Origin of the sequence: Microcoleus sp. AT3-D2, assembly GCF_036705715.1 — a bacterium.
Classification (GTDB): domain Bacteria; phylum Cyanobacteriota; class Cyanobacteriia; order Cyanobacteriales; family Microcoleaceae; genus Microcoleus.
In genome coordinates, this window is record NZ_JAUBVE010000063.1 from 23441 (window position 1) to 44465 (window position 21025).

The window sequence follows — 21025 nt, forward strand, 5'->3', positions numbered from 1 at the left end:
GAATCCCCAGAATCGATCGCAAGTAAGAAATTTCTCTAGTGTAGTCCTTGGCGGGGATTAGGCTAAAATCTAAAGTCGTCAGCCCCTAACCCAGAGTCTACAATGGATGCCAAAACTGCTCAAATACTAGATGGCAAAGCTTTAGCGACAAAGATTCAAACCGAGCTGAGCGATCGAGTCCGCGCCCTACAACCCCAAAAGGGGCGTCCTCCCGGACTTGCGGTGCTGATGGTGGGCGACAACCCAGCCAGCGCAGCCTATGTTCGCAATAAAGAGCGAGCCTGCGCTAAAGTTGGCATAGCTTCCTTCGGCCAGCATTACCCCGCAAACGCTACTCAAGCCGAACTAGAACTTGCAATTCGTGCGCTCAACGAGGACGATCGAGTAGATGGCATTTTAGTTCAATTACCGCTGCCAGAACACTTAGATGCAATTTCGCTGCTGTACCAAATTGCCCCCGACAAAGATGCTGACGGACTTCACCCTGTAAATTTAGGCCGTCTCGTGCGCGGGGAGCAAGGTTTGCGGAGTTGTACTCCCGCCGGAGTGATGCGGTTATTGCAGGAATACCAGATTGATTTGAAAGGAAAAAATGCCGTTGTTTTGGGACGGAGTATTTTGGTAGGTAAACCGATGGCACTGATGCTATTAGAAGCCGACTGCACTGTTACTGTAGCTCATTCGCGGACGAAAAACCTAGAATTGATTACGAATCAAGCCGATATTTTAATAGCCGCCGTCGGCCGCACAGAAATGATTAAAGCTAATATGGTCAAACCTGGATCAGTAGTAATTGATGTCGGTATTAACCGCGTCGTCAATCCAGACGGTACGAGTCGTTTGGTCGGAGACGTTGATTTTAATGCTGTTAAAACAGTAGCCAAATTTATCACGCCGGTGCCGGGAGGAATCGGGCCGATGACTGTTGCTATGCTTTTGGAAAATACCGTTTCGAGTTATATTGAATACGGTTCTAATTGAATAGGGGCCAACTTGTGAGCCAGTATTGGCTCAATTAGTAGGGTTAGTAATCTACCAACACACAAAGATTTTAGCTATGGCTTTAAAACCCGATCCATCAGGGATAGTGCGCTTAATGGGCGACAACACCTCGGAATTCATTGCACTTTCTCCTGGAGATCTAACCAACTTCCCTTTAGGAGCTTGGGCCCTCGATGGCGACGATACAGTAGATGGCTCAGAGGCTAGCGAGTTAATCCTGGGAAATGAAGGGGAAGATGTTCTCAGAGGTTTTGTAGGCAACGATTCTGTATTTGGAGGAAAAGGAAGAGATGGCCTGTATGGACATGAGGGGAATGACTTCCTCAGTGGTGGTCTAGATGCTGATTTTATTTTTGGAAGGGCAGGCGATGATATTTTATTTGGGGGTAGAGGCGATGATCTTTTAAACGGCCAAGAGGGGAATAACACTCTGGTTGGCGGCTTGGGCAGAGACTTCTTAAGTTGTGAGTTTGGCAATAATTTATGCGTTCTGGGAATAGATCCTGCCACTACAGATATCAATTCTAGTGATGCGATCGCAGGTTTTGTTCCTGGTTTTGATAGCATTGGATTAGCGAGTGGGTTAACGGTCAATGATATAGTGTTGGAGCCGATAGAGAATGTGACATTAACATTTAGGTTCGATGTGTCGCAAGCTTTACAACCATTAATTCCTCCAGCTTTAGTCAGCGGAATTAGCGGACTTTCTTCAGGAACTCTAATCAGAGTCAGAAATTCTAATGCGATTTTAGGTTTTGTAGAGGATGTAACCCCTAATGAACTACAAAGCAGCATTGTTTCCGTTCAGCGTTTCTAAGTTCAGGACAATCAGTTGTAAGCTGAAAAACTTATCATTTTGTTAGGCACAAATTAACTCCTGATATTTACAGGAGTTACGGAGAAACGCTAGTAGTTGGGTGCGAAATACGCACCCAACTACTACCAATCGCGTAAAAATTGACTATGCAGCGTAAGTCTTGTAAGTAAAATTATTTACTCTTTGAGTCCGCATCGACGGAAGAAAGTTGGTTTAGTAACGATTTCAAGCTCCGATCGACATCACGAATCACTAAGATTTACCGTGAGGAATTCAAGATAGCAACAACGCGAATTCGGCGTTGTCAATCCAGACGGTACGAGCCGTTTGGCTCCAGATGTGGAGTTTGATGCTGTTAAAAAAGTAGCCGAATTTATCACGCCGGTGCCGGGAGTAATCGGGCCAGTGACTGTTGCTAGGCTTTTGGAAAATACCGTTTTGAGTTATATTGAATATGGTTTTAATTGAATTATGACCCACTTGTGAGCCAGTATGGGTTCAAGTAGGGTTAGTAATCTACCAACACACAAAGATTTTAGCTATGGCTTTAAAACCCGATCCATCAGGGATAGTGCGCTTAATTGGCGACAACACCTCAGAATTGATTCAACTTTCTTTTGGAGAGCTAACAAACTTCCCTTTAGGAGCTTGGGCGCTCGATGGCGATGATACAGTAAATGGCTCAGGAGCTAGCGAGTTAATCCTGGGAAATGAAGGGGAAGATATTCTCATAGGTTTTGCAGGCAACGATTCTTTATTTGGGGGAAAAGGAAAAGATGCCTTGTTTGGACAGGAGGGGAATAACTCCCTCAGTGGTGGTCTAGATGCTGATTGGCTTCTTGGAGATGCTGGCGATGATATTTTATTTGGGGGGAGAGGCAATGATTTGTTATCCGGCACAGATGGGAATAACACTCTGGTTGGCGGCTTGGGCAGAGACTTCTTAGAGTGTGGGCTTGGCAATAATTTATGCGTTCTGGAAATAGATTCTGCCACTACAGATATCAATTCTAGCGATATAATCGAAAGTTTTGATCCTGATGTTGATCGCATTGGATTAGCAAGTGACTTAACGGTCAATGATATAGTGTTGGAGCCGATACAGAATGTGGCATTAACATATAGGTTCGATGGGCCACAAGCTATACTACAAGATGTGGCCGACGAATTTAGCGGATCTGCTTCAGGAACTCAACTCAGAGGCGGAATTAGCGGAGTTTATTCAGGAACTCTCATCAGAGTCAAGAATTCTAACGGGATTTTAGGTTTTGTAGAGAATGTAACCCCTAATGAACTTCAAAACAGGATTCTTTCCGTTCAGCGTTTCTAAAGTAAGGACAATCACTGGTAAGCTGACCAACTTACAGCGTATTCCAGGTTTATAAAGTACACCCAGAAACCGGGTTTCTTTACAGTTCTCACATCATTACTAATTCTGTTGCTCTAAACCCAGTTTCTCGCGATTTACATCTACATGGAATATGCTGTATCATACAGCATATTTCATGAATATAGGGTATCGGCTCAATAAATAGGGGGAGTAATTATTCTAGTTGCCAAGACAAGCCCAAGGGATGAAGAGAAGATTTTTCGCAAATAATAGTGGAGAGAGAGGGAATGATTCCAAGTTGAGAAATTTGTATCCGCTCAATAATTCGGGGCGGACTACCCACTCATGAACAATTTTGCGTCATTTGATGTGCATCGTTGAGCGATTTACGCCGGGTTATTGAGTGGATACTCACTTATCAACCTGAAATCCAATTTTTTATAAATTCCGCAAGTTATTCGGCTGCGTATGCTGTAACCATTTCGGGTTTGATATCAGGTGATGCTGGCTCAAAGTACAAGACCATTATTTGCTCTGGATGCAGCCCGACAGATTCATAAGTGCGTCCGTTGCGATCGCTAAATTCAACCTCAAACGCTGCACCATCAGCCAACAGTTCAACCACTGTCCCAACTTGTCCGCGCCACAGATTGTATTCAGGAAGGTCAACTGTCAAGGCAACGACATCTAGTAATTTAATTGTATTCTTTATCACTCTTATTGCCTCCAGACATTACATAGGATAGCAGGTTGTTAATCTCGGAATTTCCGAATCATGCTCAATAATCCAGCCACTCCGAAGGGTTGCACTTCTATTTTGCCATTCAATCGTGAAATCTAGGGTGTAGCGTTGCCCGAACCCATCCCGCCTACCTAACTGAGCTTCATGACTTTGAATGACTTCAAGCAAAATTTGGCGCAATTCCTCAGCATTGTCAGGCGTCATCCCAAGAATTGACGAAAAAAGTCGCGCTTTGTGTTTACCATCATCGTGTTCTGGATTTAGGCAGTAGTCACGAAGTTTACGAATATCAACAACTGCATTCTTTGCATTTGGAATGAGCATAGAAAAGCTGATACGAATAAGCAGCCCTCAGTTTATCTCGAAATTTGTGATGCAGGCTAAATTTCTGGAGATTGAACTTTCGGTGTCTGAAAATCCCCGTATTCTAGTAATGAAACATCTGTTATAATCGGGTGAATTGTGATTGAGGTTTGGGATGGAAGTTCGGTTGGCGCACATGGATGATTTGGATGAGGTGACGCGGTTGTTTGATCGCTATCGCATCTTTTACGGTCAGGTTTCGGATCTTGATGCAGCCCGTCAGTTTATCCAAATGCGTTTCCAACAGGGTGACTCAACAATATTGATTGCGTTGGATGAACTTCGTGGTGTGGGTTTTACTCAGCTTTATCCGAGTTTTTCGTCAGTTTCAATGAAACGAGTTTGGATTTTGAATGATTTGTTTGTTGAAGAAACGGCTCGCCGGCAAGGTGTTGGGACACAATTAATGCAAGTGGCGGAAAGCTTTGCAGGTCAAACGGGTGCCGTGAGAATTGCATTATGTACGCAGATAACCAATCAAAGCGCGCAATCACTTTACGAATCTCGTGGATATGTCAAAGATGAGGTGTTCTATCATTACTCACTCCCGTTGTAATTCATGTATATTGCTAAATCAGTGCGATCGCTCTGATCATCAGTGCGATCGCTCTGATCATCCGTGTATCCGTGTCAAAATCCGTGTCGTGCTCTTCCAATTTTTACCAGCGAGGCATAGCCTCTGGACATCGGTTCCCAGATCGAGCCTAGGAACCAGTTAATTAAAAAAATAGAGGGCGGGTTTTGCATAAAACTTGACTCCCAAAGCCCAATTTTATGCTCAAACCCGCCCTCGCAAAACTCCGTTAATAAGCGTCTTGCAATTCGTAGAAATCAGGGGAAATGTAATCTTTCCGCAGCGGCCAGCCTACCCAATCTTCGTTCATCAAAATCCGTTTCAGATTCGGATGTCCTTCGTAGACAATGCCATACATATCGTAGGATTCCCGCTCTTGAAAGTCGGCTGCTTTCCAAATCCAGTAGACTGATGGCACTCTGGGATCTTCGCGGGGTATGAATACTTTGACGCGGACTTCTTCGGGATGGGAAGCATTGTCTGTCAGCTTAGCCAAGTGGTAGACGCTGACTAAATCTTGTCCCGGCCCTTGGTCGTAGGCGCACTGGCACTGCATATAATTAAACCCGTAGGCATACAGTGCTGTTGACATTGGAATTAAGAAGTCTCGATCGACCTTTAAGATCTCCACACCCAAATTATCGGCCGCTAAAGCTTCGTGATCGAAGCCATTCTGAGTCAACCATTGGGAAACTTTACCTGCTTCAACGATCGCAGATTCTTGCTCAGCCACGGTTTACCTCCTGTTTTTGTGATGCAAGCAGGGCCGGTGGTACGGGCATTCCCATAGCTTCCGTCAATTCCTTTGGTGGCGCCATCCGGCCGGGAATTGACAAATATTTGCCATCCAAAATGTCGTCTACTACCTTCATTTTGTGGGGCCTGGTGTAGTAGCGGTGGGTGGGGAGCAAGTTGCCACGTTCTTGCATCGAATCGTTGGCGATTTTTTTCCGCAGTTTGATAATTGCGTCAATAATCGCTTCTGGGCGGGGAGGACAGCCGGGGATGTACACGTCTACAGGAATTAGTTTGTCAACGCCTCTGACTGCTGTGGTGGAGTCCATGCTGAACATTCCGCCTGTGATGGTGCAAGCGCCCATCGCGATTACGTATTTGGGTTCCGGCATTTGTTCGTACAGCCGCACCAAGATGGGGGCGTACTTCATGGTAATTGTGCCGGCGGTGATGATCAAGTCGGCTTGCCGGGGGCTCGATCGCGGTACTAAGCCGAATCTGTCGAAGTCAAAGCGCGATCCGATCAAAGCTGCAAATTCGATGAAGCAGCAGGCTGTGCCGAAAAGCAGCGGCCACAGGCTCGAAAGTCTCGCCCAATTGTAGAGGTCATCCACTGTTGTCAAGATGACGTTCTCTGAGAGTTGCGATGTAACTTCGGGGCGCTCTACAGGGTTGATCAGCGCTTTTTGTGATTTGTCAGAACTTAAGACCATTCCAAGGCTCCTTTGCGCCATGCATAGACAAGAGCAATAACGAGGATCGTGATAAAAAACAAGGCTTCGATGAAAGCCAAGAGTCCTAGCTGGTTGAAAGCAACCGCCCAAGGATAGAGGAAGACGGTCTCTACGTCGAAGATGACGAAGACCAAGGCGAACATATAATATCTGATGTTGAACTGAATCCAGGCTCCGCCGATCGGCTCGACGCCGGATTCGTAGGTAGTGCGTCGGTCGTAGGGACGACTTTTGGGGCGCAGTACCTTAGACGCCGTGAGGGCGAGGATAGGGACTAGGCTGGAAATTAACAGGAAGCCTAAGAAATACTCGTAGCCGCTGAGTGCAAACACGGTGAATAATTACTGCCTAGGTGAAAGGGTTCTGTAACTTGTCTGTTACATTATATAGATTTTGGGTAGCTAAAATTACGAGTTGGTTGAGATTGATCGTCCATCTTCTGCAATAATTTTTAATGTATATTTTAATATTGTAACTGCCTGTGGAAGACGGGCGGCTGCCTGTGGACGCTAAGTAAGACCATCCTCGACTTAAGTGTCGAACACCCAAGTGGTGTACCTAACGTGGCATCGGCGGTTGAGACGGGAAACCTTGAAGACGAATAAGACCGTCCTAATATGAGTTTTAGTTGGAAGCCCCAACTCGAACGAAGTTTAGTTGAGGTACTTCACGATTAGCTGACCCATAATTTTGGATTTATGAGCGATCGAGCCACTGAGACCAAAACCCTCGATCGGCACGAGTGCCGCGCCTGCGGCTACGTCTATGAGCCGAAAAAGGGAAATCCTAAAATTGACATTGCCCCGGGCACGGCTTTTGAAGATTTGCCCCAAACTTGGGTCTGTCCCGTTTGCGGGGCACGCAAATCGGTGTTTCAAAATCTCGGTCAGATGGAAGGGGTATCGGGATTTAAGGCAAATCAGCGCTACGGTGTCGGTGTCAACGGCATGACCGAAGGTCAGAAAAGTTTGCTGATTTTTGGCGGCTTGGTCGTTGGTTTCTTGTTGTTACTTAGTATGTATGGTTTGCAGTAAAACGATTGTGAGATTTTGGCAACGAATTGTAATGTTATTGGCCGCTGCCCTCATCTGTACGAGTTGCAGCACCATCGGTTCTGTGAGTTACAACCCCTGGCAAGTGATTTCCTTGCCGACGGAAGCTAATTTGCAGGATATTGCCTTTACGGGCAATCCTCAGCACGGCTGGGTTGTGGGTTCTGAGGCGACTCTGCTCGAAACGCTCGACGGCGGTAGTAGCTGGAAGTCTATAGCACTGGATATCGACGATCCGAGGTCGCGTTTTGCGTCGGTGAGTTTCTCCGGTTCCGAAGGCTGGATTGTCGGCCAGCCTTCTGTTTTGCTCCACACGAACGATGAGGGTAAGTCTTGGACGCGGATTGCTTTGAGCAGTCAGTTGCCCGGTTCTCCAAGTACGATCGCGGCTTTGGGCCCGAATTCCGCCGAGATGACGACCGATGTCGGGGCGATTTACCGAACTTCGGACGGCGGCAAAAATTGGAAAGCTGTCGTGCAGGATTCTTTTGGGGTAGTTCGCAATATCAACCGTTCTGAAGACGGGCAGTATGTTGCGGTTTCCTCAAAGGGCAATTTCTACTCGGTGTGGAAACCCGGACAAGAAGCTTGGGAACCTCACAACCGCAATAGTTCTCGCCGCCTGCAAAATATGGGCTTTACCAAGGACGGGCGTTTGTGGATGCTCGCCCGCGGCGGTCAGATTCAGTTTAGCGACCCGGAAAGTGCTGAAGGTTGGGGAAAACCGTTTTTTCCCGATCGCAAGGCGAGTTGGGGTTTGCTCGACATGGCTTACCGGACTGATAATGAAGTTTGGGTAGCCGGCGGTGGCGGCAATTTGCTGTGCAGTTTGGACGGCGGGAAAACTTGGCTAAAAGACCGCGAAGTAGAAGATGTTCCCGCTAATTTTTACAGGATTGTCTTTATGGGCCCCGATCGCGGATTTGTGATCGGCGCGAGCGGTACTCTACTTAAATATCAAGGTTCAGCGCAAGCTGCTTGATAGTAGAATAGTAATAGAGATTGTCTGTCAATTTGTTGTTGAAAGGAGGATTCTAAATGGCTGGTACAACTGGAGAACGTCCGTTTGGGGACATTATTACAAGTATCCGTTATTGGGTAATTCACAGCATCACCATTCCGGCTTTGTTTATTGCTGGATGGCTGTTTGTGCAAACGGGTTTGGCTTACGATGCTTTCGGAACTCCTCGCCCTAACCAGTATTTCACACCGCAGCGGGAAGAAGTGCCGATTATCTCGGATCGCTTTGAAGCTAAGAAACAAGTAGATCAGTTCATTGCCAAGTAATTTAACAAGGATTTGGAAAAATGACGAGTAGAACCCCCAACAATGAGCCAATTTCGTATCCGATTTTTACGGTGCGGTGGTTGGCAGTTCATACTTTAGGTGTCCCAACAATTTTCTTTTTGGGCGCGATCGCAGCAATGCAATTTATTCAACGATAGGAGTTTACAATGCCTGAGCGCGTTCCTAATCCCAACGAGCAGCCTGTTGAGTTAAACCGGACTTCTTTGTATTTGGGTTTGTTGCTGATTTTTGTTTTGGGTATTTTGTTTTCCAGTTATTTCTTTAATTAACTGGTGTCTGAGTTTGATTTCAATAGTTCGATCGAATGTGTTTAGCTGTGAATTAGTGAGGTGATGGCTATGTTTAGTGAAAGTGGCAGAATTCCTTTGTGGCTGGTAGCTACTGTTGCAGGCCTCGGTGTTCTCACCATTGTGAGTCTTTTCTTCTACGGTGCTTATGCCGGTTTGGGTTCTTCGATGTAAGGAGAATCAAGCTGATTTTCGGCTTTTAACCCCCCTTGAAAAAGGGGGGTTTTAATTATGCGAAGTTTGTCGGTAAATCGGGGTAAATGTTATCGAAAGTATTAATTTTGGGGCAAGTTTATGAGAATTTAATTATCGGGTGAGAGAGGGATTTTTGGTGGTTGGGTGGAGATTGGCTAAATAAACGGCTCGCCTTGCGGGTTCACTAATAACCCCAAAATTGATCGCCATTAGCCGACGATCGCCGATCGAGTGTGGGCAGATCGTGAAATTAGCCAAAAGTTGCGAGTAGAATGGTGCAAGAGCCGATCGCTCGATCGTAGTCTACAGCGAAATATGACCCCACCGCAGCCGCCCCGCAAACCTCAAACCGTCTTGGGTGCTATTACCCAAGCAGTCCAGACTATTGCCAAGGTTAATTTTAACCAGCTAGCGCTGAAACCTAATGCCAAAGTACCCGAACTGTGGGTGCAGGATGCGGGTGCAGCTAAAGCTGAGGTTTATCCGCTGTTGGGCGATCGATATTTGTTAGGTCGATCGTCCAAATCTTCAGATATTGTGGTTCGCAATCCCGTTGTCAGTCACGTGCACTTATCCCTGTCGCGCGATACTCGGCGGCGGACTCCTTTTGTCATCAAAGATGAAGACTCCACCAACGGCATTTACAATGGCAAAAGGCGAGTTAAAAGTATGTCCCTGCGTCACGGAGACGTGTTCACTTTAGGGCCGCCAGAACTAGCCGCCGCTGTCAGAATTCAGTACGTATATCCGCCACCTTGGTATTTGCAACTTCTGCGTTACAGCTTTTACGGCGTCAGCGGAATCACCGCTTTGATTGCGGTGTTGGTAGGCATGGAATCGACAAAGTTTAAAGTGCGGCCTTTGCCGAGAAGTATCAATGGCCCCGTGATTGTTTACGCCCGCGATGGGCAAACTCCGCTGCGTCCTCCTCAGAATAACGCTCACTTAGAATTAAAGCAATTGCAGGATTTTTCGCCTTATTTATCCAAGGCGGTACTTGCTTCGGAAGACAGCCGCTACAATTGGCATTTGGGGGTAGATCCGATCGGAGTTTTGCGCGCGCTTTTGACTAATGTTCGCGGGGGAGGAATTCGCGAAGGCGGCAGCACTGTGACGCAGCAGTTAGCGAGGAGTTTGTTTCGAGATTATGTGGGAACTCAAGATTCGGCCGGACGCAAGTTACGGGAAGCGGTAGTTGCGTTGAAACTGGAGAATTATTACAGCAAAGATGAGCTGTTGCTGACTTATTTGAATCGCGTGTTTTTGGGAATTGACCTTTACGGTTTTGAGGATGCGGCTCGGTTTTATTTTGGGAAGTCTGCGAAGGATTTAACTTTGTCAGAGGCGGCAACTTTGGCGGGCATTTTGCCTGCGCCAAACAGTTTTAATCCGATTCAAAATTATCAGTTGGCGGTACAGTACCGCGATCGAGTAATCGAACGGATGCGGGCACTGGGCACGGTTTCTCAGGAAGAAGCCGATCGCGCGAGGCGATCGCGAATTGATATCAATCCCAAAGCTCGTCAATATTTGCAAAGTACGATCGCTCCTTATTTCTACAGTTATGTATTTGACGAATTGGAGTTTTTGCTAGGGGAGCAGTTAGCCAGAGAAGGCAATTTTATTGTAGAAACAGGTTTGAATCCCGGCCTGCAAAAGTTGGCGGAAAGTTCACTCAGAAATGCTGTTGAAAATGCGGGAGCCCGTGCAGGTTTTTCTCAAGGAGCCGTGGTAACTCTCAATAGTACAACCGGGGAAGTCTTAGCTTTAGTTGGGGGCGTAGATTACTTAAAAAGTCAGTTTAATCGGGCTACCCAAGCTTTAAGACAGCCCGGTTCTACATTTAAGATTTTTACCTATGCAGCCGCCCTGGAACAGGGAATCTCACCCGATAAAACTTATTCTTGCGCCCCCCTTTCTTGGGGCGGACAAAGTTACAGCGGCTGCGAAAGAACCAGCGGTAGTACAGATATGTATCGGGGTTTAGCACAGTCGGAAAATGCAGTTGCTTTGAGAATTGCACAAGATGTCGGTTTAGACAATGTAGTGGGAATGGCTAGACGTTTGGGAATTACTTCTGAACTGCGTTCTAACCCTGGTTTAGTATTAGGTGAAAGTGAAGTTAATGTGTTGCAATTAACGGGTGCTTTCGGGGTTTTGGCCAATCGGGGTTTGGGAAATCGCCCCCACGTAATTAAGCGAATTATTGACAGCAGCGATTGCAAAGATCGAAATGATTTTAACAGTTGCCGGGTAATTTATGAGTATCAAAAAGATGGCGTTGCCAATCGGCAGTTAGTTTCTGAAGCAGTAGCGGATACGATGACTGATATGCTGCAAGGTGTGGTGCGGGGAGGTACGGGTAGCAGTGCAGCTTTGGGATTGGGAGAAGCTGGAAAAACAGGCACGACTAATGATAATAGAGATTTGTGGTTTGTCGGTTATATTCCGAGTCAGCAACTGGTGACAGGAGTTTGGTTGGGAAATGATGATAATTCTCCGACTGGGGGAGGTAGTTCAAATGCCGCTCAGTTGTGGGGGGAATATATGCGGCAGGTGGCGCGTTGAGTAGGTGCGGGGATTGGAAGAATTTTGATACGGCATTGAAATATACAATTTAAATACGGTACAGCTTGTCAACTCAATCTCCGAATCCTCAAGGCAGAACCCATGAAAAACAGATGCTGCGATTGCTTTTCTAAGAGGGCGCGCCAGCTAACAATCCCCGCGATCAATGACATCAATACGTTATTGATTCCCAGGCTGATTAAGGTTAACTTAGCGAGGATTTTTTCAGGGCTTGGGTTGTTCGTCTCCAAAACGATCGCACATATTTTCGTTGGTCGATCGTGTGCAGTACAATAAAGGCCCGGAAAGTATAAGTAATCCAGAAATGTAAATCTCCTGCAAAAGTTACAACCGCTGTATTTTTAGGAAAGATACAGCGTACTCCAGGTTTATGAAGTATATCTACATGGAATATATCGAATATGCTGTATCTTTGTCTTAAAAGCTGGTCAAGGATTTGACCGGATTGCTGATTTTACAAGGGGTCAAAATTTGATTAGATTAAGCGAAGGTTTAAGCTTTGCTCAGTTAGCAAGCACTCAAAATACTCAGGGAACTCTCATCAAAAATGTCTTGACAGGAGAGGAGTTAGGTGTCATAACAGGAGTGAGTGGCAATGCGATTACATCCGCTAATTTCCGGTTAATTTAGGGAAAGAAGAAAAGTACGAGTCCCATTCGATCCAAAAGGAATCTCGCACTTCTACCAATTTTAAAAGGTCTAGCAAAAATTTAACGATTATTCATACTTTCTGCCGCGCCACTGAGTAAGCTGATTTAAAGCAGAAATGAAAATTAGCAAAAACGCCAGCGGATCGGCTAACGGTGACAGCCAAAACAGCCATTTATTGGATACCTGAGTTCGATCGTAGGAAGCCGAGTCTTTTAAATCTTTTAGGACTTAGGCAATTGGCACATATATAGCAATCCTAAGTGATTTTCTATATCTGTAAAATCTGAAAGTCTTGCTATACAAGAAGTCTAGGAAGACAAGAGGGTGTTGTGTTGTGAGACTCAAATCAGATTGCTATATATAGTTGCTATAGTGCTATATATCATTTCTCGCAGCAAGGCGACAATCATCTAAGAGAGCATTAAGTTCTTCAACGACTAGCCAGGGGTTTCGACCTTTCAAACAAGCTACGATTGCTGCTTCATAGGGATTTCTGCCAGTTTTTTTTACTGCTGCGATCGCCTGTTTGTTAGACAATCCCCGCCCGCTGACCAACCAAGCAGCCAAAACCTGTCCTGTACGTCCGATCCCCCCAGAACAGTGAACTACTACCCGTTCGCCTTTGCTATTTGCAGATTCCAAAAAAGGCAATATGTGATCGACTAAAATATCGCGATCGACCAATTCAAAGTCTGCAATCGGTGCCCAGCAAACTCGATCGCACCCAAAGATGTTCCGATATGTTGCCAGTAAATCAGTGTAGCGGATGAGTTGCGTCTGAGCCAGCAAGCAGCAAACTTGCTTGATATTATGTCCCTGCATAAATTCAATCCACCCAGCAATTTCTGCATCGCGGTATCCTGGTCTGGCTGCACCAAACACAATTAATTCATTCTCTGAAGCCGCAGCGAATTTGTGCATACTGTTTTCAATATTTTTACCTATAATTAAGAAAGACGCACAACTCCTGAATCAACAGTGAAAAACAACAGCTCGATCGCCTTAATGAACTGGCTGCAACCCAAACCAGAAACCGTTTTGCTGTGCGACTCAATAGCAGCAGCTTCTGACATGGCATTCATGCTCAACGGTGAGTGGGATGGGTGCAATAGTTTGGTGCTCCCTAAATCCGACAAGGTAGCAATTGAAGCAGCCGCTAGTTTGCTGGAGACATCGTGGTGCTACCAAAATACTTGCGAACCCGTTTTAATTCGGCTAGAAGTTGACGAATTGCTGCGCCGTTATGCGGTTGGAGACAGGTTTTTTATTAATGCTAACTTGCGATGCGCGCAATTGAGCGAACTTTGCTTGGAAAACATTGATTTGAGTTATGCTAAATTGAATTTGGCTAACCTCAGTGGCACTAATTTAAGCAAAGCCAACTTAATGGCGGTACAGATGCCAGCAGCAAATTTGAGTGGCAGCAATTTGAGTAAATCGCAACTTGTGAGGGCGAATTTATCAGGAGCCAATTTATCGGATGCTAATCTCAGAGGTGCTGATTTGAGTTATGCAGATTTAACCAATGTTTGCTTAATAGGTGCGGATTTAAGAGGTGCAAATTTAGCGAGAACAGACTTAAGAAAAACTTCCTTAAATGGAGCGATCGTTGAGTAAAATTCGGGGCAATATCGAGGACGGGCAGGATGCCTATTCCACAAAAAAACAGCCACCAATCGCCCCAGATTCGAGCGCGAGAAGCAGCATCTTTCAAATCGAGCGATCGCGCCCATTCATTCCCCATGAGCGATCGCGCCGAGAGCTATCAGCGTCGCTTTCTGTGCTTCAGTTAAACCTCTAACCCCAGTAATGTTCATGCCTTCGTAGAGTCGGGGTACTTTCAGTATTTTTAGGCACTCACCCGTATTGACATCCCATAGCCTTGCCGTTTCATCAGCACAGCCACTTGCTACAGTTTGACCATCCGGACTAAAACTGACTGAGTAGATTTCACGGGTATGTCCGGTGAGAGTTCTGATACATCTTCCAGTGCTGACATCCCATAGCCTCACCGTTCGATCGCAACTACCACTAACCAAGGTTTTTCCGTCTGGGCTAAAAGCAACTGACCATACCCAATTGGTATGCCCAGTCAATGTTTTGATGCAGTTACCCGTATTGACATCCCACAACTTCAACGTTTGATCGACACTAGCACTAGCTACGATTTGACCATCCGGACTAAAGGCAACCGAAGATACTTTATTTGTATGTCCAGTGAAGGTTTTTAAGCAACTGCCAGTGCTGACATCCCATAATTTTACACAGTCAAAACTGCTACTGGCTAGGGTTTTACTGCTGGGACTGAAAATGACGAAAAATGTGGAGAGGAAAAATATGGAATTGCTAGGTTCGGTACAAGTTCGGAAACATTGACCCGTTTGACAATCCCAGAACCTGATACTCTGGTCAAAACCGCTACTGGCTAAAGTTTTGCCATCTGGACTAAAGGCAACTCCATATACCCAATCAGTATGTCCTGTGAACGTTTTTATGCACTTGCCCGTATTGACATTCCATAACTTCACCCTTTTGTCAGCACCCCCACTAGCGATTGTTTTACCATCGGGACTAAATGCGACTCCTATGACTGCTTTAGTATGTCCCGTGAACGTTCTCACGCAACTGCCAGTATTGACATCCCACAGCCTCAGTGTAGTGTCAATGTTGCCACTAGCTAAGAGCTTACCGCAGGGACTAAAAGGAACTGCTAATACACAACTGTTGCATTTATATCCGGTGTAAGTTTTGAAACATTTGCCTGTTTGACAATCCCAAAACCGAATTGTACGGTCCAAACTACCACTCACTACTATTTGACCATCTTGACTGTTGGCGTAGCCTGGGCGTAGCGCATAGGTAACGGACTCTACGCGATCGCTATGTCCGATGAAGGTTCTTGCACAGCTACCCGTGCTAACATCCCACAACTTCACCGTTTTGTCAAAACTACCACTCACTACGGTTTGACCATGGGGACTAAAAGCGACTGATGTGACTACACTGCTATGTCCCGTGCAAATTTTAACGCACTGACCATCACGGATATCCCAAAGCCTGACTGTGCAGTCAGCACTGCCACTCGCTAGGGTTTGACCATCCGGACTGAAGGCGACTGCATAGACCGAATTCGTATGTCCGTACAACGTCTTAAAGCACTTGCCTTTGCGTACATCCCAAAACTTTACCGTGCTGTCAGCACTAGCACTCGCTAAAATTTGACCATCCCGACTAAAGGCGACTGAATAGATTTCATTCGTATGTCCGGTGAACGTTCTAACGCAACTATCAGTCGTGACATTCCACAAATTTACTGTGTTATCAGCACTACCACTCGCTAAAATTTGACCATCCGGACTGAAGGCGACTGAGTAGACTATATTACTATGTCCGGTATAAGTTTTTAGACAGATGCCAGTACGAACATCCCAAAGCTTCACTGTGTGGTCATAACTACTACTCGCTAGGGTTTGACTATCTGGACTCCAAGCAACTGATTTTACCCAGTGGGTGTGTCCCTGAAAGGTCAAAAGTTGTTTGCCTTTTTGCACGTCCCACAGGTGAATATTATTATATAGATCGGCCGTCGCCGCACATTTGCCATCTGGTGTCAGTGCTAGTGACGTAACATTACCCAATATGTCAGAAAAAACCGATTGACACAGGTCAGAATTGGCGAAATTGACATTGTGCAAGTTTATCCCCTGGAGGTTGGCTTGCCAAACCGTTAGATTTGAAAAGTCATAACCGCTTATATCTACCTGTAATTGACGAAGTAGATTGATAATATTTCCACTTACATATCCGGTCTTTAGGGGCGGTTTCCCTCGTAGCATCTCAAGAATTTGACATAGACAATTTTCGAGAGTTTTTGAGTCGCTAAAACTCGTAATTAATCGATTGATCGCTGGTTGAATAATGAGGCGAAGTTGAGTATCTATCACATAATCTTTGGCTTGAGATTTAACCAGAGCGTGACTGCTAAAAAGTTGAAGGCGATCGGGTTGAAAGTTAGCATGTTTATTAGAATTTTCAACCTTTAAACATTCAACCTTTAATCCAATAATTTCTTCACAAATCTGCTCAATGAATCGAGTAATCACGTACTCCATAACGACAGGTTGTTGTGTAAAACCATCGGCAATTTTTTCAATCAATGACCGACGTTGCAAAGAGGCTAGTGCCTGTAGGAGTTCGCTAGCTGATATGGGGGAGACAAAATCCTCTTGTAATTGCTCTAACAACACTGGTTCGCGATTGATGGCTAACCAGTACATAATCTCTTGTTCTATATCGCTCAGTCGCTGAAATTGCCGCTCTAACAAATCGCGGATATCATCAAAAATAAACGAACCTTGCTTTAAAAATTCTAAAAAGCGAGAAATACTGCTATCAAAAAAATCTGTTACGCCTGAAGCTACTATCTTTAAAGCTAAGGGATTCCCGCCATAGCGTGAAATCACGCTTGTCCATTCATCTTCTGATCCAGTAAAAGACCCCTTCGCAGAGAAAATTTTTCGTCCTTGAACTTCGGGTAAACCTGTCAGTTGCAAGCAGCGAACGGGTAGGGTTTCGCCCTCTAAAGCGGTTATTCCTTGTGGTTTCTCGCGACTGGTTAGTATCAAGCTGCTGTTGTGGTGTGTTTCCCCAACACATTTGAGTAACTCACCGTAACCTTCATATCCTTCTCGAAAGCGTCCCATGGGTGAAGCAAAGCTATGCCGCACTTCATCGCCTGCTTGCAAAACCAATTCAGCATTATCCAAAACTAGCAGACAGCGCGAGGAGCGTAAATAATCGATCGACCGCAAAATTCTGCCGTCCAAGTTGGTTGGCAAGTTTATTTCTTCTTGGTTGGAGAGAAATTGAATCAGTTCTGCCAGTATCTCTTCTACCGGAGGGGCATTGCGGAGACTTCGCCAAATCACAAATTCAAATCCTGATTGTAGTTGTTGGGCAAGCTTGGCAGCCAAAGCTGTTTTACCAATCCCTCCCATCCCCAGCAACACTACTAAACGGCAGTTATCCTGCACAATCCATTGTTCTAGAGTTGTCAATTCGTCACTACGACCGTAGAAAACCGAGACATCGGGTGCTTCGCCCCAATCTTGGTGTCTGTTGGCCATCAAGAGGGAGGATTCCACATCTACAGACTGGGATAGAACCCGATCGCCCAAGTCAGAGATCGATCGCCAATCGATCGCCAATTTTCCACAAATTTCGACAAAAGTCGCATAATCAACGGTTTTTCCCGTGAGGAACCTGCTGAGAGTGGATAAAGCGAGTCCTAATTCTTCAGCACAGGCTCTTTGGCTGGGAAAGCCATTGCGCTTGAGGGCTAATTTGGTTTGCTGAATGCAGTCACTGCGAACTTTGAGCGATCGTGACATACCCTATTCCCCCGAAAGTTATGCAGATTTTAGTAGGTTACGCGGAAGTCGGTAACAAATCAGTACGTTCTCAGTCTCGATCTCGGTCAACGGCAAGTTTTGATGAATTTAGTAGAGATGAGAAGTCCGATGCGGGTTCTAGATCCGAGTAAAAACACTTAGCTAACAAGCTAGGAAGCATCGAGTCGCGCTCGCTTGAACAACATCAGGAAAAGAAGGAAGAAATAACTATGGCAACCATCAACGGCAACAACAGCAACAATAACCTTCCGGGAACAGAAGAAGCCGATCGCATCCGAGGATTAGGCGGTGATGACAAGCTAGGTGGTAAGGGTGGCAATGACGAGATATTTGGAGGTCTCGGCGCAGACACGATTGATGGCGATCGGGGCGATGACAGACTTCTCGGCGATTCCAATGGCACTGTTTTTGGTGGTGGTAACGATGTCATTACTAGCTCGAATACCCCGTCGGCATCTGAGTTCGACGAAAGGGTGAATCCCTTGTTTTCTGCTTTCGACGAACCCTTCGGTTCGTTGTTTACTCATACTCCAAACGACGATCTTCTCGGCGGCGATTCGGAGGGCAGTGTTTTTACTGGTGGTGACGATGTCATTACTAGCCCGAATATCAGGTCGGCACCTGAATTCGACGAAACGGTGAATCCCTTGTTCTCTGCCTTCGACCAACCCTTCCGTCCGTTGTTTACTCATACTCCAAACGACGATCTAATTCGGGGCGGCATTGGCAACGACACCATCCTTGGTGAATTGGGTTTTGACACCCTAATTGGCGACTCTGGCAGCGATCGCATCAGAGGCGGGATAGGCAATGATTTGTTGCGGGGGGGCGATGATGACGATAATCTCTCTGGTGACAGCGGGGACGATACAGTATTTGGCGATCGAGGCGACGATAACATTAACGGTGTCTCTGGTGACGACATTCTTTCAGGTGATTTTGGTTATGACACCATTAACGGCGGATCTGGTAACGATAGTCTGGATGGGGGGAACGATAATGATTGGCTAGATGGGGGAGGGGGTAGAGACTACCTCCAAGGTGGCTTCGATGACGATACCCTCATAGGTGGAAGGAACCATGACACCCTGGAGGGAGGTAACGGGGAAGACGTTCTTGACGGCGATTGGGGCAACGATTTATTGAAGGGCGGTGAGGATAACGACACACTCTTTGGCGATACTGGCAACGACACGCTTTACGCTAGCACTGAGAACGAACAGTTTGGCTCTTTTGAAAGTAATGAGCTTGACGGCTTCACTGGCAAGGATTTACTGATCGGCAGTCGTGGTCAAGATATACTCGTGGGCGGCGAGGATCAGGATACCCTCATCGGTGGTGCAGACAACGATTTGCTCGTAGGAGGTATTAATGAAGGTGCTGGCTTTGATGATAAAAGCGATATTTTCAAGTTTACCGGAGACGAGTTCAACGGCAGTTTCGGGAACGATACTATCCGAGGGTTTCAGCCTGGATTGGACAAAATTGAGTTCGGTTTCGATATTTTACTTAATAGGAATTTCGATCCGAAAAATCCAAATCAGGAGTTAACCCTGAAGAATTTCGAGCTCCTCGATTTTAACGCGGGCGGGAATATTAAAGGGGCAGACGGGGTGCTTAACTCACTAGATGGTCCATTTGTGACGGAATTTAATGGCGATCTAATTCTCAACCTACCAGAATCCGGCCAACTCTTCTCTGCAGACAATCAGTTGCTAGGTACGATCGAATATCTGAGAAACGGTCAGCCTATTAATTTCGACGGCGGTACTATTTTGATTGAGTCCACCTTCGATTCAGCCTCGCTGGTTGAGAACGATTTCATCTTCTCTTAGATTCTGTAGGTTGAGGCTACTGCTGCACGGCTAGGCTTTGGATCTGTGCAAACTGAATGATGTCTGGCAACAGTAGCAGTTATGAACGAGCGATCGCTCTCTTTCCCCTTTCACAAAAGCTCTGCAGATTATCTTAAGGCAATTTACTCGAAAGTCGGTCACAAGTCAGTACATTCTCAGTCTCGATCTCGGTCATCTGGGTGTTTTGATGAATTTGTAGATGGGATTAGAGGGAAAACAACCTCTAGTAAGCTGCAAGCCATCGGTTGCGAGAATTAGTAGCCCGAACATTGCAGCAAATAGGCAACGTCTTGAAAACACAGTTGAGGATTTTCACCATGAAGAAAAGTGTATTAACGATCGCCCTCGCTACAGCAGCACTCTCTTTAGCTTTCTCTGGGTCGGCTAACGCAGGGCCAGGAGTCGTGCTCCAGGGTCTCAGGTTGAACGGCTGGAGTCTGAACGGCTTGCACGTCAACGGCGTGAGATTGAAGGCTGTCGTGCTCCCGGGCACGAGTATGCAAGCCACAAAACTGCAAGGCATGGAATTGCAAAGCCTTAAAGTCGAAGGTGGACAGCTTGTAGGCGTAACGCGAGTTGCTGCTGAATAGTTGCTAAAGATAACTGAAAGCCAGATACCCGACTTCTCAAAGAAGCCGGGTATCTGAACCCCTGGCAGAAATTGAAACTATGAAAAAGACATTTATATACAGTTTTGTTGTTGTTTTTCCGGTGTTGCTTGTTAGCTGTGGAGTGTTTGCAAAGAATCAAAACACAACTTATAAAACCGAACTAGACACCAGCGCGACTGCCTCGACGACTGAAATTGTTAAAGGCAAAGACTTAAAAGGCGCACAGTTTAACGCAGTTGACGAGCAGGGGAGAAAGCTGAACTTTCAAATCAAAGATGTTGAACTAGACCCAAAAGACCCGGAAAAAGAAACCTATCTTTACACAGTCTTTTATCTAGATTCTGCTGATTCTCAATCAGGGCTATTTCGTTCTAGACAGTAGGCAGGGTTTAGGTTTAGAGTTTAGAAGTCGGATTCACCCTAACTTATGATTTATGAGTTCGCTAGCAATTGTAGAAGCATTTTCGGAATTACCCGACCCACGGCGTGGAGCGGGCTGTCGTCATGAGTATGCGGTCTGTTTAGCGTTATTTACCCTGGCGATTAGCGCAGGATGTGGTGGTTTTCTAGCCATCGGGGATTGGTTAAAGGCTTACCGCGAACCTCTGATTGCGCTGTTTGGGTTCCCGAAGCATGGGATTCCTTCCTACAGTACGCTTCGTCGGACGTTACTGGACTTGGATTATCAATCCGGCTCTTCTGAGTTTATGGTGTAAAATGTACCTAATAATACATTTACCGTTATGAGCTTCCATCTAGACTATCTAT

General features: G+C 46.0%; 24 protein-coding genes and 2 pseudogenes. 18 read left to right on the plus strand and 8 right to left on the minus strand.

Annotated features, from left to right (window positions below):
• The first annotated feature begins 102 nt into the window (after nucleotides 1-102).
• The 4 genes and pseudogenes from folD to QUB44_RS22500 all read left to right on the plus strand — a co-directional run bounded on the left by folD (nucleotide 103) and on the right by QUB44_RS22500 (nucleotide 3149).
• Nucleotides 103-981, plus strand: a complete 879-nt coding sequence (gene folD, locus QUB44_RS22485) for a bifunctional methylenetetrahydrofolate dehydrogenase/methenyltetrahydrofolate cyclohydrolase FolD (RefSeq protein WP_333370906.1) — start codon at nucleotides 103-105, stop codon at nucleotides 979-981.
• A gap of 76 nt (nucleotides 982-1057) precedes the next feature.
• Nucleotides 1058-1819 carry a calcium-binding protein gene (locus tag QUB44_RS22490; RefSeq protein WP_333370908.1) on the plus strand — a complete coding sequence of 254 codons (762 nt, stop codon included), beginning with the start codon at nucleotides 1058-1060 and terminating at the stop codon, nucleotides 1817-1819.
• A 324-nt stretch (nucleotides 1820-2143) separates the two neighbouring features.
• A pseudogene (locus QUB44_RS22495) lies at nucleotides 2144-2287 on the plus strand (bifunctional 5,10-methylene-tetrahydrofolate dehydrogenase/5,10-methylene-tetrahydrofolate cyclohydrolase); the annotation flags it as partial.
• Nucleotides 2288-2360: 73 nt separating this feature from the next.
• On the plus strand, nucleotides 2361-3149 hold the full coding sequence (locus QUB44_RS22500) for a calcium-binding protein (RefSeq protein ID WP_333370910.1): 789 nt from the start codon (nucleotides 2361-2363) through the stop codon (nucleotides 3147-3149).
• Between the two features lie 454 nt (nucleotides 3150-3603).
• On the opposite strand, the gene QUB44_RS22505 is transcribed toward QUB44_RS22500, so the two are convergent.
• Together QUB44_RS22505 and QUB44_RS22510 are read right to left on the minus strand one after the other, a co-directional pair.
• Nucleotides 3604-3864, minus strand: a complete 261-nt coding sequence (locus QUB44_RS22505) for a DUF4926 domain-containing protein (RefSeq protein ID WP_333370912.1) — start codon at nucleotides 3862-3864, stop codon at nucleotides 3604-3606.
• Between the two features lie 18 nt (nucleotides 3865-3882).
• Nucleotides 3883-4215: a DUF6883 domain-containing protein gene (locus QUB44_RS22510; protein ID WP_333370914.1), complete on the minus strand. Its 333-nt coding sequence runs from the start codon at nucleotides 4213-4215 to the stop codon at nucleotides 3883-3885.
• A gap of 175 nt (nucleotides 4216-4390) precedes the next feature.
• Here QUB44_RS22510 and QUB44_RS22515 point away from each other — a divergent pair, with 175 nt between their 5' ends.
• Nucleotides 4391-4810, plus strand: coding sequence for a GNAT family N-acetyltransferase (locus QUB44_RS22515; protein WP_333370917.1), 420 nt, complete (start codon nucleotides 4391-4393; stop codon nucleotides 4808-4810).
• Nucleotides 4811-5057: 247 nt separating this feature from the next.
• On the opposite strand, the gene QUB44_RS22520 is transcribed toward QUB44_RS22515, so the two are convergent.
• The 3 genes from QUB44_RS22520 to ndhC are packed head-to-tail and all read right to left on the minus strand — an operon-like array spanning nucleotide 5058 to nucleotide 6629.
• The gene (locus QUB44_RS22520; RefSeq protein WP_333370919.1) at nucleotides 5058-5561 is read right to left on the minus strand and encodes an NAD(P)H-quinone oxidoreductase subunit J; all 504 of its coding nucleotides are present in this window, start codon (nucleotides 5559-5561) and stop codon (nucleotides 5058-5060) included.
• Complete coding sequence (gene ndhK, locus QUB44_RS22525; RefSeq protein ID WP_333370921.1) at nucleotides 5554-6276, minus strand: photosynthetic/respiratory NAD(P)H-quinone oxidoreductase subunit K; 723 nt, start codon at nucleotides 6274-6276, stop codon at nucleotides 5554-5556. The genes QUB44_RS22520 and ndhK overlap by 8 nt, the downstream gene beginning before the upstream one ends.
• A complete protein-coding gene (gene ndhC / locus QUB44_RS22530; RefSeq protein ID WP_006635500.1) occupies nucleotides 6267-6629 on the minus strand; it encodes a photosynthetic/respiratory NAD(P)H-quinone oxidoreductase subunit C in 363 nt (120 codons plus the stop codon). Before ndhC ends, ndhK begins: the two co-directional genes overlap by 10 nt.
• A gap of 366 nt (nucleotides 6630-6995) precedes the next feature.
• On the opposite strand from ndhC, the gene QUB44_RS22535 reads away from it, so the two are divergent.
• From QUB44_RS22535 to QUB44_RS22570, 8 genes are all read left to right on the plus strand, one after another.
• On the plus strand, nucleotides 6996-7331 hold the full coding sequence (locus QUB44_RS22535; protein ID WP_333109400.1) for a rubredoxin: 336 nt from the start codon (nucleotides 6996-6998) through the stop codon (nucleotides 7329-7331).
• Nucleotides 7318-8331: a photosynthesis system II assembly factor Ycf48 gene (locus tag QUB44_RS22540; protein WP_333370923.1), complete on the plus strand. Its 1014-nt coding sequence runs from the start codon at nucleotides 7318-7320 to the stop codon at nucleotides 8329-8331. Before QUB44_RS22535 ends, QUB44_RS22540 begins: the two co-directional genes overlap by 14 nt.
• A gap of 56 nt (nucleotides 8332-8387) precedes the next feature.
• A complete protein-coding gene (psbE, locus tag QUB44_RS22545) occupies nucleotides 8388-8636 on the plus strand; it encodes a cytochrome b559 subunit alpha (protein WP_006635503.1) in 249 nt (82 codons plus the stop codon).
• Between the two features lie 20 nt (nucleotides 8637-8656).
• The gene (gene psbF / locus QUB44_RS22550) at nucleotides 8657-8794 is read left to right on the plus strand and encodes a cytochrome b559 subunit beta (protein WP_006635504.1); all 138 of its coding nucleotides are present in this window, start codon (nucleotides 8657-8659) and stop codon (nucleotides 8792-8794) included.
• A gap of 9 nt (nucleotides 8795-8803) precedes the next feature.
• A complete protein-coding gene (locus QUB44_RS22555; RefSeq protein WP_015176850.1) occupies nucleotides 8804-8926 on the plus strand; it encodes a photosystem II reaction center protein L in 123 nt (40 codons plus the stop codon).
• A gap of 69 nt (nucleotides 8927-8995) precedes the next feature.
• The gene (locus tag QUB44_RS22560) at nucleotides 8996-9118 is read left to right on the plus strand and encodes a photosystem II reaction center protein J (protein WP_333109398.1); all 123 of its coding nucleotides are present in this window, start codon (nucleotides 8996-8998) and stop codon (nucleotides 9116-9118) included.
• A gap of 336 nt (nucleotides 9119-9454) precedes the next feature.
• Nucleotides 9455-11707 carry a transglycosylase domain-containing protein gene (locus QUB44_RS22565; protein ID WP_333370943.1) on the plus strand — a complete coding sequence of 751 codons (2253 nt, stop codon included), beginning with the start codon at nucleotides 9455-9457 and terminating at the stop codon, nucleotides 11705-11707.
• Nucleotides 11708-12199: 492 nt separating this feature from the next.
• Complete coding sequence (locus QUB44_RS22570) at nucleotides 12200-12358, plus strand: hypothetical protein (RefSeq protein WP_333370925.1); 159 nt, start codon at nucleotides 12200-12202, stop codon at nucleotides 12356-12358.
• A gap of 87 nt (nucleotides 12359-12445) precedes the next feature.
• On the opposite strand, the pseudogene QUB44_RS22575 reads toward QUB44_RS22570, so the two are convergent.
• Together QUB44_RS22575 and QUB44_RS22580 are read right to left on the minus strand one after the other, a co-directional pair.
• Nucleotides 12446-12580 (minus strand): annotated as a pseudogene (locus QUB44_RS22575) (glycosyltransferase family 2 protein); the annotation flags it as partial.
• A 174-nt stretch (nucleotides 12581-12754) separates the two neighbouring features.
• Nucleotides 12755-13300: a phosphatase domain-containing putative toxin gene (locus QUB44_RS22580; RefSeq protein WP_333370927.1), complete on the minus strand. Its 546-nt coding sequence runs from the start codon at nucleotides 13298-13300 to the stop codon at nucleotides 12755-12757.
• A 57-nt stretch (nucleotides 13301-13357) separates the two neighbouring features.
• On the opposite strand from QUB44_RS22580, the gene QUB44_RS22585 reads away from it, so the two are divergent.
• Nucleotides 13358-13996 (plus strand): pentapeptide repeat-containing protein, encoded by a 639-nt coding sequence (locus tag QUB44_RS22585; protein ID WP_333370930.1) that lies wholly within the window; start codon nucleotides 13358-13360, stop codon nucleotides 13994-13996.
• Nucleotides 13997-14112: 116 nt separating this feature from the next.
• On the opposite strand, the gene QUB44_RS22590 is transcribed toward QUB44_RS22585, so the two are convergent.
• Nucleotides 14113-17769, minus strand: a complete 3657-nt coding sequence (locus tag QUB44_RS22590) for an eIF2A-related protein (protein WP_333370933.1) — start codon at nucleotides 17767-17769, stop codon at nucleotides 14113-14115.
• 230 nt (nucleotides 17770-17999) lie between these two features.
• Here QUB44_RS22590 and QUB44_RS22595 point away from each other — a divergent pair, with 230 nt between their 5' ends.
• The 4 genes from QUB44_RS22595 (at nucleotide 18000) to QUB44_RS31265 (ending at nucleotide 20973) form a co-directional block, all read left to right on the plus strand.
• A complete protein-coding gene (locus QUB44_RS22595; protein ID WP_333370935.1) occupies nucleotides 18000-19625 on the plus strand; it encodes a calcium-binding protein in 1626 nt (541 codons plus the stop codon).
• Nucleotides 19626-19963: 338 nt separating this feature from the next.
• A complete protein-coding gene (locus QUB44_RS22600; RefSeq protein WP_333370937.1) occupies nucleotides 19964-20236 on the plus strand; it encodes a hypothetical protein in 273 nt (90 codons plus the stop codon).
• 79 nt (nucleotides 20237-20315) lie between these two features.
• Nucleotides 20316-20639: a hypothetical protein gene (locus tag QUB44_RS22605; RefSeq protein ID WP_333370939.1), complete on the plus strand. Its 324-nt coding sequence runs from the start codon at nucleotides 20316-20318 to the stop codon at nucleotides 20637-20639.
• A gap of 52 nt (nucleotides 20640-20691) precedes the next feature.
• Complete coding sequence (locus QUB44_RS31265; RefSeq protein WP_445299925.1) at nucleotides 20692-20973, plus strand: transposase family protein; 282 nt, start codon at nucleotides 20692-20694, stop codon at nucleotides 20971-20973.
• The last annotated feature ends 52 nt before the right edge of the window (nucleotides 20974-21025 follow it).